Here is a 15,083-nt window from a genome sequence, read left to right as displayed (position 1 = left end):
CGGTCAGGGGAGCTGGAGCTCCTCGTCGATGAGTGCGAAGAGTTCGTCGTTGGTCGCCGCCGAGATCTCCGCCTCCGCCTCGGAGTCGAGGCGCCGGAGCAGCTCGCCGAGGCGGCCGGCGACGGCGGCGCGCTCGGCGCCGCCCTCCGATGCCGAGGCGAGCGTCGCCACGACGGCTTCGAAGCGCTCCAGCTCGGCCATGACGGAGACCGTGGTCTCGCCCACGAGCCGGGTGCGGAGGTAGTCGGCGACGGCGTCCGGAGTCGGATAGTCGAAGATCAGAGTCGTCGGCAGTCGCAGGCCCGTGGCCAGGTTCAGCCGGGTGCGCAGCTCGACCGCGCCGAGGGAGTCGAACCCGCCTTCGAGGAAGCCGGTCCGGGGGGGTACTGCGTCCGGACTGCCGTGCCCGAGCACGCCCGCGGCGGTACGCCGGACCAGGTCGAGGAGCACGGCGTGCTGCTCCTCGGCCGACCGGCCCACCAGGTCCTGCTCCAGCGAGCGGACGGGCGCCGTGCCGGTGGCCGCCTCCGGGCGCCGCCGCCCGCGGACCAGACTCCGTACCACCGGAGAACCGGTGTCGGGGTCCCACGCCGCCGTGTCGACGACCGCCGTCACCAGGACCGGGTCCCGTTCCGTCAGGGCGGTGTCGAACAGGTCGAGTCCCCGCGCCGTGGACATGGCGGCGAGTCCGCGGCGGCCCATGCGGACCACATCGGCCTGCGTCATGGCGTCGGTCATCCCGCCCTCCTCCGCCCACAGCCCCCACGCGGCCGCCGTCGCGGGCAGGCCGTGTGCGGCGCGGTGCTGTGCGAGGGCGTCGAGGAAGGCGTTGGCGGAGCCGTAATTGGCCTGGCCGGCATTGCCCAGCACGCCCACGGCCGAGGAGAAGAGGACGAACGCGGCGAGATCGGCGTCGGCGGTGAGCCGGTGCAGGTTCCAGGCGGCGTCGGCCTTGGGGCGCAGCACGGTCGCGTAGGACTCGTCGGAGAGCGACGTGAAGGCGCCGTCGGCCAGGACGCCGGCGGCATGGACGACCGCCGTCAACGGATGCTCCTCGGGAACGCCCGCCAGCAGTGCGGCGAGCTCGTCGGGGTCCGCGACGTCGCACGCCGCGATCCGGACGTGCGCTCCGAGCCCGGCCAGCTCCTCCGCGAGCTCCGTGGCGCCGGGCGCCGCGGGGCCGCGCCGGCCGGTCAGCAGGAGGTGCCGGGCACCGTGCCGCGTGACGAGTCGGCGGGCGACGAGCGCACCGAGCGTTCCGGTGCCGCCGGTGATCAGGACCGTGCCCGTCGGCGAGAGCCCGGCGTCCTGCTCCACCTCGCGCGGCTTCAGACGGGCGAGCCGGGGCACGAGCACCGAGCCTTCCCTGACGGCCAGTTGGGGCTCGCCTCCGGCCGCGACGGCCGCGACGGCCGCGGGCGTCGCGGCGTGCTCGTCCACGTCGAGCAGCACGATCCGGCCCGGGTGCTCGGCCTGTACGGACCGCACCAGGCCCCACAGCGGCGCCGTGGAGAGGTTCGGCACGTCCCCCTCGCCGACGGCGACGGCACCGCCCGTGACGACGACGAGCGTCGACGCGGAGAAGCGCTCGTCCTCCAGCCAGGACCGCAGGAAGCCGCTCGTCCTTGCCAGGGCGGCGTGCACGTCCGCGACCACGTGGTCCTCGTCCGCCCCGGACCCGTTCTGCCCGCCACGGGCATCGAACAGGACGACGTCGGGTACGTCGTCGCCGAGCGCGCCCAGGCCGCGGTGGACGGGAACCTTTGGCAGGCCCGCGCCGACACCCTCGCCGATCAGGACCCACGAACCGGTCGGCGTCGCGGCCTGCTCGGTGGCCGGGGCCGGGGCCGGGGCTGTGGCCGTGGCCGTGGGTGTGGCCGTCTCCGAATCCGCCGTGGTGCCTGGCACCCACTCCAGGCGGTACGGCAGCGCCCGGTCGGCAGCCTCGATGCGGTGCAGGGGGACGGGGAGCAGACGCAGCGAGCGTACGGAGGCGACCGGCGCGCCCGCCGGATCGACCGCGCTGATCGTCACGCCCCCGGTGCCGTCGCCGTCCGGAGTGATGCGCACCCGCAGCTCGGCAGCGCCCGTGGCGTGAAGCGTCGCCCCGGTCCACGCGAACGGCAGCCGTACGGTCGGCTCCTCCTCGCCGAGGGCGAGACCCACGACCGGGTGCAGGGCCGAGTCGAGGAGAGCCGGGTGCAGCCCGAACCCGTCCGGGGAACCCTCGGGCAGCGCGACCTCGGCGAGCAGCTCGTCGCCGACCCGCCAGGCGGCCCGCAGGCCGCGGAACGCGGGACCGTAGGCGTACCCGCTGTTCCGCAAGGTGTCGTAGAGGGCGTCGACATCCACAGGAACCGCTTCCGGAGGCGGCCAGGCCCCTTGGGCTCCGGCCGGCGGCACCGCGTCGGCCCCGAGCAACCCCTCGGCATGGCGGGTCCACTCCCCGCCGTCGTACCGCGCGTGCACCGTCAGCGACCGCCCGCCCCGCTCGTCGGCCGGGCCGACGGACACCTGGACCTGGACGTCACCGTCGGTGGGCACGATCAGCGGCGCGGACAGAGTCAGGTCCTCGACGCGATCGCAGCCAATGAAATCGGCTGCACGCAAGGCGAGTTCGACGAAGGCCGTCCCGGGCAGCAGGACCCGGCCGAGCACGGTGTGGTCCACCAGCCAGGGGTGGGAGTCCAAAGAGAACCGGCCGGTAAGGATCGCTCCCTCGCCCTCGGCGAACTCCACACCACCGTGCAGGAGCGTGTGCCCGAGCGGGGTGAGGCCGAGAGCGGCGGCGTCTGCGGCGGGGGTGGGGGCGTTGAGCCAGTAGCGCTGGCGTTGGAAGGGGTAGGTGGGGAGGTCGGTTTGGGGGGTGCGGTTGGCGAAGACGGTTTGCCAGTCGGGGGTGGTGCCGGTGCCGGCGAGGTGGAGTTGGCTGAGGGCGGTGAGGGTGGTGTGGGCTTCCGGCTGTCCGGCCCTGAGGGTGGGGAGGACGAGGTGTCCTTCGTGGCCGGTGGCGTCCAGGATTTGTTGGGTCTGGGCGACGAGTACGCCGCTGGGGCCGATCTCGACGTATCCGCCTACGTGTTCGTGGGCGAGGTGGGTGATGGCGTCGTGGTAGCGGACGGTGTTGCGGACATGTCGGACCCAGTAGGCGGGGTCGGTGAGGGTGTCGGGTTCGACGGGGATCCCGGTGACGGTCGACACGATGGGTATCGACGGTTCCTGGTAGGTCAGGCCTTCCACGATCGCGGCGAAGTCGTCGAGCATCGGTTCCATCAGGGGTGAGTGGAAGGCGTGGCTGACCTTGAGCCGTTTCACCCGGTGGCCGGTGTTCTCGAAGTGTGCGGTGACGCGTTCGGCGGCGGTGTGTGTGCCGGAGATGACGACGGAGGTGGGTCCGTTGACCGCTGCCAGTCCCACGGCATCGTCGAGGAGCGGGAGTACGTCGGCTTCGGTGGCTTCGACGGCTGCCATGACACCTCCCTCCGGCAGTGCCTGCATGAGCCGGCCTCGGGCGGCGACCAGGCGGGCCGCGTCCTCCAGGGAGAACACTCCGGCTATGTGGGCGGCTGCGATTTCGCCGATGGAGTGGCCGACGAGCCAGTCCGGTCGTGCGCCCCAGGATTCGAGGAGTCGGTAGAGGCCGATCTCGATGGCGAAGAGGGTTGTCTGGGTGTAGACGGTCTGGTTGAGGAGGTCGGGGTCGGTGTCTCCGAGGAGGACGTCGCGGACCGGGTGGTCGACGAACCCGGTGAGTTCCTTGTCGACGGCGGTCAGGACGTCGTCGACGGCTGTGGCGAACACTGGATAGGTTGCGTACAACTCCCGGCCCATGCCTGCTCGCTGTCCGCCTTGGCCGGCGAACAGCATCGCCACTCCGCGTCCGGCGGGGCCAACGAGCGGCGTGCGGCCGTCGGTGATCTCGGCGAGGGCCGAGAGGAGTTCGTCGCGGTCGGCGCCCACGACGACAGCGCCCTTTTCGAAGCGGCTGCGTGCGGTGGCGAGTGCCAACCCGGCACCTGTCAGGTCGAGTTCGGGAGACTTCCCGACCCATTCCGTCAGCCGGGCGGCCTGCTCCCGTACCGCCTCGTCCGTACGCCCCGACAGCACCCACGGCACCACTACACCGGAAGCCATCGGCATCGGCAGGTCCACCTCGGGTGCCTGCTCCACGATCACGTGGGCGTTCGTCCCGCTGATGCCGAAGGACGACACACCCGCCCGGCGCGGCCTCCCCGTCTCCGGCCACGCAACGGCGTCCTTCGGGACCGCGACCGTTCCTGCGGACCAGTCCACGTGGCGCGACAGCTCGGTCATGTGGAGGGTGCCGGGAACCGTGCCGTTCCGTATCGCCTGCACCATCTTGATCACGCCGCTGACGCCTGCGGCGGCCTGGGTGTGGCCGATGTTGGACTTGAGGGAGCCGAGGTAGAGGGGTTGGTCCTCGGGGCGGTCCTGGCCGTAGGTGGCGAGGAGGGCTTGGGCTTCGATCGGGTCGCCGAGTGTTGTGCCGGTGCCGTGTGCTTCGACGACGTCCACGTCGCGTGCGGTGAGGCCGGCGTCGTTGAGCGCGGCTCGGATGACGCGTTCCTGGGCGGGTCCGTTGGGTGCGGTGAGGCCGTTGCTCGCGCCGTCCTGGTTGACTGCGCTGCCCCGGATGACGGCCAGGACCTGACGTCCGTTGCGCTGCGCGTCCGAGAGCCGCTCCAGGAGCAGCAGCCCGACGCCCTCCGCCCACGCGGTGCCGTCGGCCGTGTCCGAGAAGGACTTGCAGCGGCCGTCCGGGGCGAGGCCGCGCTGGCGGCCGAACTCGGTGAACATCCCCGGTGTCGACATCACCGTCGCACCGCCCGCGACCGCCAGTTCGCACTCGCCCCGGCGCAGCGACTGCACCGACAGGTGCAGGGAGACGAGCGACGACGAGCACGCCGTGTCCACGGTGATCGCCGGGCCCTCAAGCCCCAGCACGTAGGACAGCCGGCCGGAGGCCACGCTCGACGTCCCCCCGGTGAGCGCGTGCCCCTGATGCTCCTCCGGGGTGTCCTGGAGCCGGGGGCCGTACTCCTGTGGCATCAGGCCCACGAACACACCCGTGTTGCTGCCCCGCAGGGAGGCCGGGTCGATGCCCGCCCGTTCCACCACCTCCCAGGCGGACTCCAGGAGCAGCCGCTGCTGCGGGTCCATCGCGGTCGCCTCACGCGGGCTCAGGCCGAAGAACGCGCCGTCGAACCTGTCGGCGTCGTGGAGGAATCCGCCCTGGCGCGTGTAGGTCTTGCCCGGCTTTCCGGGCTCGGGGTCGTAGAGGCCCTCGGTGTCCCAGCCTCGGTTGGAGGGGAAGGGCGTGATGGCGTCCACCCCGTCGAGCGCGAGTTGCCACAGCTGATCGGGGTCGTCGGCGCCTCCGGGCCAGCGGCCGCTCATCGCCACGATCGCGATGGGTTCGTCGTCCGAGGCGGCCGGCCGGGCGTGTTCCTGTGCGGTGTTCCCCGCTGTGCCGCCGGCGAGTGCCACGAGGTGGCGGGCCACGGCGGTGGGGGTGGGGTGGTCGAAGGTCAGTGTCGCGGGCAGTCGCAGGCCGGTCGCCTCGCCCAGGGCGACCCGGAACTCCAGGGCTCCCGCCGAGTCGAAGCCCAGCTCCTTGAACGACAGGTCCACGGGTACCGATGCGGGGGCGGAGTGGCCCAGGACGACCGCGGCGGCTTCGCGGACGACGGCGAGGAAGTCGTCGGCGGAAAGCCCGGCCTCGGGCCTCCCGGTGGCTTCCGCGCTCCCGTCGACGTGGATGCCGACGCCGACGCCGAGGTCGTGCCCGTATTCGTCTGCGTACTCGTACCCATCACCCTCTCCGGTGAGCTCGGACGTCTCCGGGACGTCGAGCCAGTGCCTGCTGCGCTGGAAGGCGTACGTTGGCAGGGAGACGCGACGGACGTTCCGGTCCGCGTGGACGGCGTGCCAGTCCACGATGTCCGTGTCCGGTGCCCCGTTGACATGCAGGCGCCCGAGGGCGTCGAAGAACGACGCCAGGTCGCCGTGGTCGCGGCGCAAGGTGCCCGTGACGAACGACCGGTCGGCGGGGGAGCGGTCCGCGTCGACCTCGTCGAGGATCTGGCCGATGCCCACCCCGACCACCGGGTGGGCGCTGCACTCCACGAACGTCCGGTGACCATCGGCGGACGCCGACCGGATCGCCTGCTCGAACTCCACCGTCTGCCGGAGATTGCGGTACCAGTACTCGCCGGTCAGCCCTGCGGTGTCGACGAGACCACCGGTCACCGTGGAGTAGAACGGCAGGTCGGAGCTGCGGGGACGGATGTCGGAGAGCACCGCGAGCACCTCGTCCCGGATCTCCTCGACGTACGCGGAGTGGGACGCGTAGTCGACGGAGATCATGCGCGCGTCGACGCCCGCTGCTCCGTACTCGGCGACCAGGCGCTCCAGGTCCGCGGCGGGACCGGAGACCACGGTCGACGACGGTCCGTTCACCGCGGCGACGCTCACCGCCGCGGCGTGCTCGGCGAGTCGCGTGCGGACCTCGGCGACGGGCCGGGGCACCGACGCCATCGCGCCGGCTCCGCCGATCGCGATGATGGCCCGGCTGCGCAGGGCCACCACGGCCGCCGCGTCGTCCAGCGACAGGGCGCCCGCGACGTACGCGGCGGCGATCTCGCCCTGGGAGTGGCCGACGACGGCGTCGGGGTGGACGCCGACGGAGCCCCACAGCTCCGCCAGCGAGACCATCACGGCGAAGAGCGCCGGCTGGACGACGTCGACCCGGTCCAGGGACGCGCTGCCCGGCACCTGCCGGAGGACGTCGGTCAACGACCAGTCGACGTACGGGTCGAGGGCCCGGGCGCAGCGCTCCACGGCCTCGGCGAAGACGGGGGACCGGGCGATGAGGTCCCGGGCCATGGCGGGCCACTGGCTGCCCTGGCCGGGGAAGACGAAGAGGGTGCCGCCCGTGGTGGCGCGGCTCTCGCCGCGCACCAGGTGGGCGGCCTGCCGGCCCTCGCTCAGCGCGCTCAGGCTGCCGAGCATGTCCTCGCGCGTGGTGCCGGACAGGACCGCGCGATGGCGGAACGAGGTCCGGGCCGTGGCGAGGGAGAAGCCGATGTCGGCGAGGTCGAGTTCGGGGCGTGCGGTCACGAAGGCGTGCAGCCGGGCCGCCTGCCCGCGCAGCGCCGCCGCAGACCGGGCCGACACGGGCCATGCCACCGCGGCGGCCGACGACTCGACACCGGCCGACGACTCGATACCGGCCTCGGTCCCGGCGCCAGCCTCCGCCGCAACGTCGGCCTCCGTCCCGGCGCCGGCCTCCGACTCCGCACCGGCCCCCGTTCCCGCACCGGCCCCCGTCCCCGCACCGTCCCCCGCCCCCGCACTGTCCTTCGCTCCCGCGCCGGCCCCCTCCGGGGCCGTCGTGACGACCAGGTGGCAGTTGGTGCCGCCCACGCCGAACGACGAGACGCCCGCGACGAGACGGCCCCGCGAGGGCAGGGCCTCGAAGGCGCGCTGGACCTCGACGCCCAGCTCCGCGAGCGGGATGTCAGGGTTCGGCGTGTCGTAGTTCAGGCTCGCCGGGAGCCCGCGGTGGCGCAGGGAGAGGACGACCTTGAGCAGCCCCGCGATGCCCGCCGCACCTTCGAGGTGGCCGATGTTCGTCTTCACCGAGCCGACCCGTACGGGCCGTTCGGGACCGAACACCGCACCGAGCCCCGCGGCCTCGACCGGGTCGCCCACCTTGGTGCCGGTGCCGTGGAGTTCGACGTAGGCCACCTCCGCCGGGTCGACGCCGCTCCGCTCGTACGCGGCGGTGAGGACGGCCGCGTGCGCGACGCTGTTCGGCGCGGTCAGCGTGGCGCCGGCCCCGTCGTTGTTCACGGCCCCGCCGAGGATGCAGCCGTGCACGGTGTCGCCGTCGGCGAGCGCGGCGGCCAGCGGCTTCAGGATCAGGGCGGCGCCTCCCTCGCCCCGGACGTATCCGTTGGCGCGGGCGTCGAAGGTGTGGCTGCGGCCGTCGGGGGAGAGCGCGCCGAGCCGTTCCGCCCGCAGGGTGCTCTCCGGAGCCAGGCCGAGGCTGACGCCTCCGGCGATGGCCAGGCCGACCTCGCCGCGCCGCACCGCCTCGCACGCCAGGTGGACCGCGACGAGCGAGGAGGACTGGCCGGTGTCGACGGTCAGGCTGGTGCCGTGGATGCCGAGGACGTACGAGAGCCGGTTGGCGAGAATGCCCCGGCCCACACCGGTCAGGGTGTGCCGGGTGGTGGCACGGCCGCCGGCCTGTGCGCCGAGGAGGGCGTAGTCGTCGGCCATCGCGCCGACGAAGACGCCGGTGGCGGAGCCGCGCAGATCCGGCGGCCGTACGCCCGCTTCCTCCAGTGCCTCCCAGCCCAGTTCCAGCATGAGCCGCTGCTGGGGGTCCATCGCGGCGGCCTCCTTCGGCGAGATGCCGAAGAACTCCGCGTCGAACCGGTCGACGTCGGCCAGGAGCCCCGCCCACCGCGCGCTGCCGAGGTGCCGGCGCCGCTCGGGGGGCACTTCGGTGACGGCGCTGCGTCCCGCGCGCAGCAGCTCCCAGAAGGCGTCCGGGTCGTCGGACCCGGGCAGCCGGCAGGCGACGCCCACGATGGCGACGGCGGTGAGGTCGGGACCGGATCCAGTGGTGCCAGTGCTCATCAGCTTCCCCGTTCTCGCTCTGGTCGGGCTGTCTCTCGGTCGGGCTGTCTCGGTCAGGCCGTCGCGTGGAGCCGAGCCGGGCCGCTGTCGTCCTGTGGCCGCAGCAGCACCGGGCCCAGCGCCTCGGCGAGGCAGAGCGCGGCGTGCAGGTGCAGCCGGTTCTCGTCGAGGGGCCGCCCGCGCAGTTGCGCGGCCTTGCGCGCCCGGTACAGGACGGTGTTCTTGGCGACGTGGAGCTGCCGGGCGGCCGCCGCCAGGCTCCGGTCCTCGTCCAGGTAGCACTTCAGCGTGGTCCGCAGGGTCGCCGCCGAGGGCGAGGCATCGGCGAGGGCGCCCAGTTCACGGCGTACGAAGTCGGCGGCCGCGGCCTCGTCCGCCATCAGCAGGGCCACCAGTTCCAGCGTGCGGTACTCGTGGATGCGGTGGGCGGCCCGTGTGGAGCCGCCGATGCGCGCCGCCGTGGCCGCCTGGTCGTGCGTCAGGCGCAGCCCGGCAGGTCCCGGCCCGGGCAGCCCCGCCGCGACCCGTACGTGGAGGGGCAGCGGCTGGCCCGACAGGTCCTGGGGCCGCGTCGTGGGTACGGCGCCCCAGGCCCAGAGGCGTCCGGCGCCCGCGGCGACGAGCAGCGTGGAGGTGGCGCCCGCGCGTTCGAGGACCCGCGCGGCGGTCCGCTCCAGGCCGTCGGCGCGGGTGGAGTCGTCGGACCGGAGCACGAGGCCGACGTGGTTCTGGCGGAGGTCGTAGCTCAGCCGGCGGCTCGCCTTGTCCGTGTCGACGTGGGCGCCGCGCAGGATGTCCCAGACGATGCTCCGCCGCTGGGCGTCCTGGCCGGTGAGCCAGTGTTCGCGCTCCACGGAGAACCGGCGCGAGACCAGCCGGCACAGGACCTCGACCGCGTCGAAGAGCGTCGTGGACACGTCCCGCATGGCCGAGGGCAGGTCCTGCGCGGGCACGGCCTTCTCGCACGCCCGGAGCAGATCCGCGGCGATCCGCCCGTGGGCGATGCGGACGAGCGTCAGCACGCTGTCCAGCTCGAAGCCCCGCTCGACGTGGGTGCGCACCACGTCCTCGACGTCGGTGGTGAGCGCGGCGGGCGGGGAGGTCTCCCCGCCGAGGCGCAGGGCGATCCACGCGGCGACGAGTTCGAGCAGTTCGTGGTCCTTGGGGGTCAGGACGGCGCTCTCGCAGCCGGCGAGCTCACGGGTGGTGACGTCGAGCAGCCCGAGGCCGGTCTCGGCGGCCCACGCGGCGGCGTCGGGACCGCACCGGGCGACGACCTCGTCGAGCACCTCGGCACGGCAGACGCCGCGCGACGGCGACCGCTCGTCCCCCGGTACCAGCAGCAACCGGCGGAGCCGGTGCGCGTCACCATGGATGGGCATGGCTTCCTCTCCGTGAACACAGTGGGGCTGGTGGATCGCGGGCGGGCCGCGTCCTAGAACGTGCGGGCTCCGACGAAGGCGGTGAGCCGCGCGTCGTCCTGGTCGCGGAGGATCGCGCACACCTCGCGCAGCCCCTCGGCGAGACGGGAGATCTCGTCGTCGGTCAGCGCTATCGACGGCTCCAGGCGGAGGGTGTTCGGGGCGCTGCCGGTCGGCATCACCCGGATCCGGTGCTCGTGCAGCAGGAACCCGCTGACGAGGAACCCGAAGAGGCCGGCGGGCTGGGTCTGCCTGACCATGGGCGAGCCGACGGCGGACCGGTCGGCGAACTCCACCCCGACCAGCAGGCCGACGCCCCGGACGTCGGAGATGATGTCGCCGTACTCGGCGCGTACCGCTTCCAGTGCCTCGACGAGGCGGGCGCCGCGCTCCGCGGCGACACCGTAGGCGGCTCCGCCGTCGGCCTCCAGGAGTTCGAGGACCTTGAGGGCGATGCCGCTGGAGAAGGCGTCCTTGGCGAAGGTGGAGCTGTGCACCAGCTCGAACTGGGGGCGGTAGCGCGCCTCCCGGATCAACGTGACCGCGGTCTTCGCGAGTCCGCCGCCCAGGCTCTTGGCGAGGGTGTAGTAGTCGCCGCGGAGCGGGAGTAGCGAGCCGGCGAAGAAGGCGCCGGAGCGTCCGGCGCCCGTCTGCACCTCGTCGATCACGAGGGGGCAGTCGAACTCCGCGGACAGGGAATGGAGTTCCTTGGCGAACTCGGGGGAGATCGGGACGATGCCGCCCTCGCCCTGCACCGGTTCGACCAGCAGCGCGCAGAACACCGGAGCGTCGCGCTCGACGACGTCCACGACCCCGTCCTCCACCGATACGTCGAGCAGGGGCGTCCGCTCGGCCTCGAACACCGCACGGAGCGCGTCCGGCCGGTCGACAGGGACGAAGCGGGACTGCGCGGCGAGTTCCGTGAACGGCGTCCTGAACTGCGGGTTGTGCGTCAGCTGGATGCTTCCCATGAGCTTGCCGTGGAAGCCGCCCACCAGACTGAGCAGGCGCGGTGCGATCGCCGGGTGCGTGTGGTCGTCGAACGCGCGGACGCGGGCTTCCAGGGCGTCGAGCGCGACCTCGGGCGCCGCCGTGGCCGGCAGGCCGAGGGCGGTGAGGACGGCAGGGGCGAGGACGGCGGTTCCCTGGGCGATCGCGCCCCGCGCCTCCGTGATGTGCTCCTCGACCGCCACGAGCAGCTCGGCCAGGCGCAGGCGCCGGTCCATCTCGGCGTGCTTGACGGCGACTTCGACGGCCTCGGCGCCCGAGTTGGCGAAGACCGCGTGGTGCGGCTCGTCGGTGCCGAACTCCCGGTGGACGATGCGGTTGAGGGCGGCGGCGACGGAGGCGGCCTCCGGGCGCAGCGACACCTGCGCGTGCACGGGGGTGTCCCGGTCGAGGAGTTCCTTGGCCCGGGCGACGATCTCGGGGTTGTTGTGGCCGAGGATCAGCGAGCCGTAGCCACTGATGAAGTCGGTCACCGGGATCTCGCCGCCGTCCTTGCCGCGTGCCCACATCGTGTTCCCGCGGGAGCGGGTGTACTCGACGTCGAGGCCGACCTGGGAAACGGCTCGGTGCAGTTCGGTGTCCACGAGGTCGTTCGCGTGGAGTGTCATTCGGCGTTACCTCCGCAGGTCCGCTTCCCGGCTTGACGTGATGGGTGCGGCGGGCCGTTCGATCGCCACACACGAAAGTCATCATGGCAAGGCGTGAATAACTACCCTCTAATCCCTGCATAGGTACGCCGCGGAAACCGGTCGCGAGGGTCGCGGGTTATTCGGAAGTTAGGGTGAATCGGTAGCCTCCGAAACGTGGAATCGACCAGGTCGACGTATGCCGGCCGTTGAGCGAACAGGAGTTGCCCGTGCCCAGTACGAACGGAACGGAACACGAGAAGGCCTTCGGTGAACTCAACCGGAATTACAAGGCCGCGTTCAACTCGGGAGACGTGGACGCGACCCTGGCCAACTACACGGCCGAGGGTCTGACCGTGGTGGAGCGAGGGCTCGCGCTCGGCAGGAGCGGCGACCTGCGCGAGGCGCTGGACGGCTACTTCCGGACGGCCCAGCCGCATGTCGAGTTCGAGTACGCGCACACCTACGTCGCCGGCGACGTGGCGCTGGTGATCACGGAGTGGACGCTGGAGGAGAACGCGCCGGACGGCGGCCGCACGAGCACGCAGGGGCGGGCGACCGACGTGCTGGTCCGCGAGCCCGGCGGGTGGCGCTTCGCGATCGACAACCGCTTCGGCTCGTCCTGACCGTGGCGGCACGAGAACGCCCCGCTTCCCGGAAGCTTCGGGAAGCGGGGCGTTTCTCGTACCGCGTTTCTCGTACCGCGTTTCTCGTACCGCGCGCCTCATACCGCGCGCCTCATACCGCGTGACTCGTAGCGCGTGTCTCGTACCGCGTGACTCGTACCGCGTGCGGGGCCGGGCCGAGGAGCAGTGGACGTCAGTGGATGACCGACACCGCGGGGTCGATGCCCAGCAGGGAGCGGCTGTAGTCCTCCCAGCTCACGAGCCGGTTGAAGTGGATGTGGTGGCTGCCGGTCTCCAGGTCCCGCCAGAACCGCTGGAGCGGGTTGGAGGAGGCGAAGCCGCTGGTGCCGCCGAGGTCGAGCAGCTTCGCCATGGCCTGCCGCGCGCTCTGCAGCGCGGACGTCATGTGCAGCCGGGCCCGCGTGCGCTCACCGCGCGACATGCCGCCCTCCGCGGAGGCGGCGTCGAACATGTCGGCGGAGGCCAGCAGATAGTGGTACGCCGTGTCCACGTCGTGCGTGGCCTCGGCGAGCCACTGCCGCACGAGCGGGGAGTCGAGCGACGACTCGTAGATGGTGTCGCCCAGCGGCTTGCCCTTGTCCAGCATGGCCCGCACCGTGTCGAGGGCCCCGTGGGAGGCGCCGACCAGGGCCGCGATCGTCCGGTGCGCGACCGCGGCGAACGTCTCCAGCTTGGGGAGGTTCAGCGGCCCGAGCTCCGGGTCGATCGGGTGGTCGATGCTCCGGCTCTCCGGCACGAAGAGCCCGTCGAACTCCACGTTGTGGCTGCCCGTCCCGAGCATGCCGGCCACGTTCCAGGTGTGGTGGACGACGCCCTCCTTGGGCGGCGCCGCGAGGGAGATGAGCTCCCCCGTGGGCTCGCCGTCGGCGACGAGGGGGATGAAGGGCAGGATCATCCAGTCGCCGATCTCGACGCCGGAGATCGTGGGGAACGTACCGGTGACGCGGTAGCCGCCGTCCACCTGGGTCGCCGTGGCGGAGTGGTGGCCGCCGTTCGCGCACACGAACACGTCGGGGCTGGGCCCGAAGATCTCCTTGGCGCCCTTCTCCGGGATCAGGTTCGCGAGCGTCTCCGCCGCGCCGGTGATGGCGACGAGCCAGCCCGCCGACGCACAGCCCCGGCCGAGCTCGGCGAGGGCCGCGGCCTGGGTACGGAGGCTGAACTGGTCGCCGCCGTAGGCGCGCGGCACGCTCATCCGGAAGAACCCGGCCGAGCGCAGCGCCTCCACGGACTCGTCGGCGAGCTTCCGGTCCTGCTCGCTGCGGGCCGAGTGCTCCCGGAGGAGCGGCACCAGCGTGCGGGCCCGCTCGACGACCTCCTGGACCTCGGGCTCGTAACGGAATTCAAGGTCTGTGGACACGCAATTCTCCTTGGTTGGTTTCCCTGCGGGAGTTCACTTCTTCCGGAATCGCCTCGGACGTCACCGGGGCGCCGCCTCGCGCAGCTTCAGTGAAGACCAGGAGTCGCATTTAATGAATGCGCCACCGGACCAAAACCGCATCGACTCTCTGCTGTCGGGCCCAATCCTCGACGATCGTCGTTCCACTACTGTCGGGTGTGAAATCACCGGTTAAGGAGTGCCATGACCGCCATCGATGCAGCACATTTTCGGCGCACCCTCGGAAATTTTCCGACCGGAATCACCGTCATCACCTCGACGGGTCCCCGGGGCGAGCCGGTCGGAATGGTCTGCAACTCGTTCACGTCGGTGTCTCTCGACCCGCCCCTGGTGCTGTTCTGCGCGGCGTGGTCGTCGACGACCTGGCCGCTCATACGGAAGCGCGGGCGGTTCTGTGTGAACATCCTCGACCGCGGGGGCGAAGCGCTGAGCCGCCGGTTCTCCGGGCGCTCCGGCGACCGGTTCGCGGGTGTGCGGTGGAAGCCGTCGGAGCACGGTCCGGAACTGGAGGGAGCCGTCGCCCGTGTCGCGTGCGTCCTCGACACGGAGCACCCGGCGGGGGACCACGCCATTGTGGTCTCCCGGGTGGTCGGGCTCACCGACGCCGGAGCTGAGGCCGACCCGCTGGTCTTCCACCGCGGCCGGTACGGCTCGTTCGCCGGCTCCCTCGACGGCGCCCTCGCCCCGGTCGTCGGCCCGGGAGCCTGAACGGACCAGGACCAGGACCAGGACCGGGACCGGGACCGGGACCGGGCCCAGGCCCAGGCCCAGACCCAGGCCCAGGACCGGAACCGGCCCGGCTGCCCGCGCCCTCCCCGCGGAGGGGCGCGGGCAGCCGTTCGTTCACGCGAAACTGGTCGGCACCTGCCGCAGCGCCGCCAGCGACTCGACGAAGAAGAAGATGCCGCGGAAGAAGATCAGGGTGTCCCCGCGCTCCAGCGAGAGCTTCCGGTCGACCACGGTCCGCTGGAGGTTCGCCTCGCCCGAGTAGATGCGATGCCACGTGTCCGTGCTGCCCACGAGCACGAAGTCCGCGTCCACCGGCTCACCCGGCGGGATCACCGTCGCCTCCGCACACTTCCCGCGCTGCCAGTCGAGCCGCAGGTACGAGGTCGCGCCGTCGGGCTCCCGCACGCCGAGCGCCCACGTCTGGTCGCAGGCCGCGCGGGTCGCCGCGATCCACTCCCAGTAGCTCTCCTGCTTGGTCGCCACCACGTCCGCGTCCGGGCCGCTGTCCACCCGGACCCGGGTCGCCTCCGCCCACTCCGCGGAGAGGAACCGTACCGTCTGCGTGTCGATCGTCGTCCCCATG

General features: G+C 72.4%; 7 protein-coding genes. 2 read left to right on the top strand and 5 right to left on the bottom strand.

Annotated features, from left to right (window positions below; translation table 11 throughout):
- Positions 1 to 3 precede the first annotated feature (3 nt).
- The 3 genes from ACFC0G_RS03215 to ACFC0G_RS03205 are packed head-to-tail and all read right to left on the bottom strand — an operon-like array spanning position 4 to position 11,707.
- Positions 4 to 8,670, bottom strand: a complete 8,667-nt coding sequence (locus ACFC0G_RS03215; protein ID WP_376396382.1) for a type I polyketide synthase — start codon at positions 8,668 to 8,670, stop codon at positions 4 to 6.
- 53 nt (positions 8,671 to 8,723) lie between these two features.
- Positions 8,724 to 10,052 (bottom strand): PucR family transcriptional regulator, encoded by a 1,329-nt coding sequence (locus ACFC0G_RS03210; protein ID WP_376396379.1) that lies wholly within the window; start codon positions 10,050 to 10,052, stop codon positions 8,724 to 8,726.
- Positions 10,053 to 10,105: 53 nt separating this feature from the next.
- Entirely contained in the window at positions 10,106 to 11,707 is a 1,602-nt protein-coding gene (locus ACFC0G_RS03205; RefSeq protein ID WP_376396376.1) for an aspartate aminotransferase family protein, read from the bottom strand.
- Between the two features lie 248 nt (positions 11,708 to 11,955).
- On the opposite strand from ACFC0G_RS03205, the gene ACFC0G_RS03200 reads away from it, so the two are divergent.
- Positions 11,956 to 12,351, top strand: a complete 396-nt coding sequence (locus tag ACFC0G_RS03200; RefSeq protein WP_376396373.1) for a YybH family protein — start codon at positions 11,956 to 11,958, stop codon at positions 12,349 to 12,351.
- Positions 12,352 to 12,544: 193 nt separating this feature from the next.
- On the opposite strand, the gene ACFC0G_RS03195 is transcribed toward ACFC0G_RS03200, so the two are convergent.
- On the bottom strand, positions 12,545 to 13,732 hold the full coding sequence (locus tag ACFC0G_RS03195; RefSeq protein WP_376396370.1) for an acyl-CoA dehydrogenase family protein: 1,188 nt from the start codon (positions 13,730 to 13,732) through the stop codon (positions 12,545 to 12,547).
- A 222-nt stretch (positions 13,733 to 13,954) separates the two neighbouring features.
- Here ACFC0G_RS03195 and ACFC0G_RS03190 point away from each other — a divergent pair, with 222 nt between their 5' ends.
- Positions 13,955 to 14,479, top strand: a complete 525-nt coding sequence (locus ACFC0G_RS03190) for a flavin reductase family protein (protein ID WP_376396367.1) — start codon at positions 13,955 to 13,957, stop codon at positions 14,477 to 14,479.
- Positions 14,480 to 14,614: 135 nt separating this feature from the next.
- Here the strand turns inward: ACFC0G_RS03190 and ACFC0G_RS03185 are convergent, their stop codons facing one another.
- On the bottom strand, positions 14,615 to 15,082 hold the full coding sequence (locus ACFC0G_RS03185; RefSeq protein ID WP_376396364.1) for a hypothetical protein: 468 nt from the start codon (positions 15,080 to 15,082) through the stop codon (positions 14,615 to 14,617).
- Position 15,083 lies beyond the last annotated feature (1 nt).

The sequence above is a fragment of the Streptomyces sp. NPDC056169 genome (assembly GCF_042268445.1).
Taxonomy (GTDB): Bacteria; Actinomycetota; Actinomycetes; order Streptomycetales; family Streptomycetaceae; genus Streptomyces.
The sequence above is the reverse complement of the archived record's forward strand: the minus strand, read 5'-3'. Positions and strand labels throughout refer to the sequence as shown.

Coding starts and splice junctions, on each gene's coding strand:
- ACFC0G_RS03215 (WP_376396382.1), bottom strand. CDS start 8,670: ATGAGCACTGGCACCACTGGATCCGGTCCCGACCTCACCGCCGTCGCC.
- ACFC0G_RS03210 (WP_376396379.1), bottom strand. CDS start 10,052: ATGCCCATCCATGGTGACGCGCACCGGCTCCGCCGGTTGCTGCTGGTA.
- ACFC0G_RS03190 (WP_376396367.1), top strand. CDS start 13,955: ATGACCGCCATCGATGCAGCACATTTTCGGCGCACCCTCGGAAATTTT.
- ACFC0G_RS03185 (WP_376396364.1), bottom strand. CDS start 15,082: ATGGGGACGACGATCGACACGCAGACGGTACGGTTCCTCTCCGCGGAG.
- ACFC0G_RS03205 (WP_376396376.1), bottom strand. CDS start 11,707: ATGACACTCCACGCGAACGACCTCGTGGACACCGAACTGCACCGAGCC.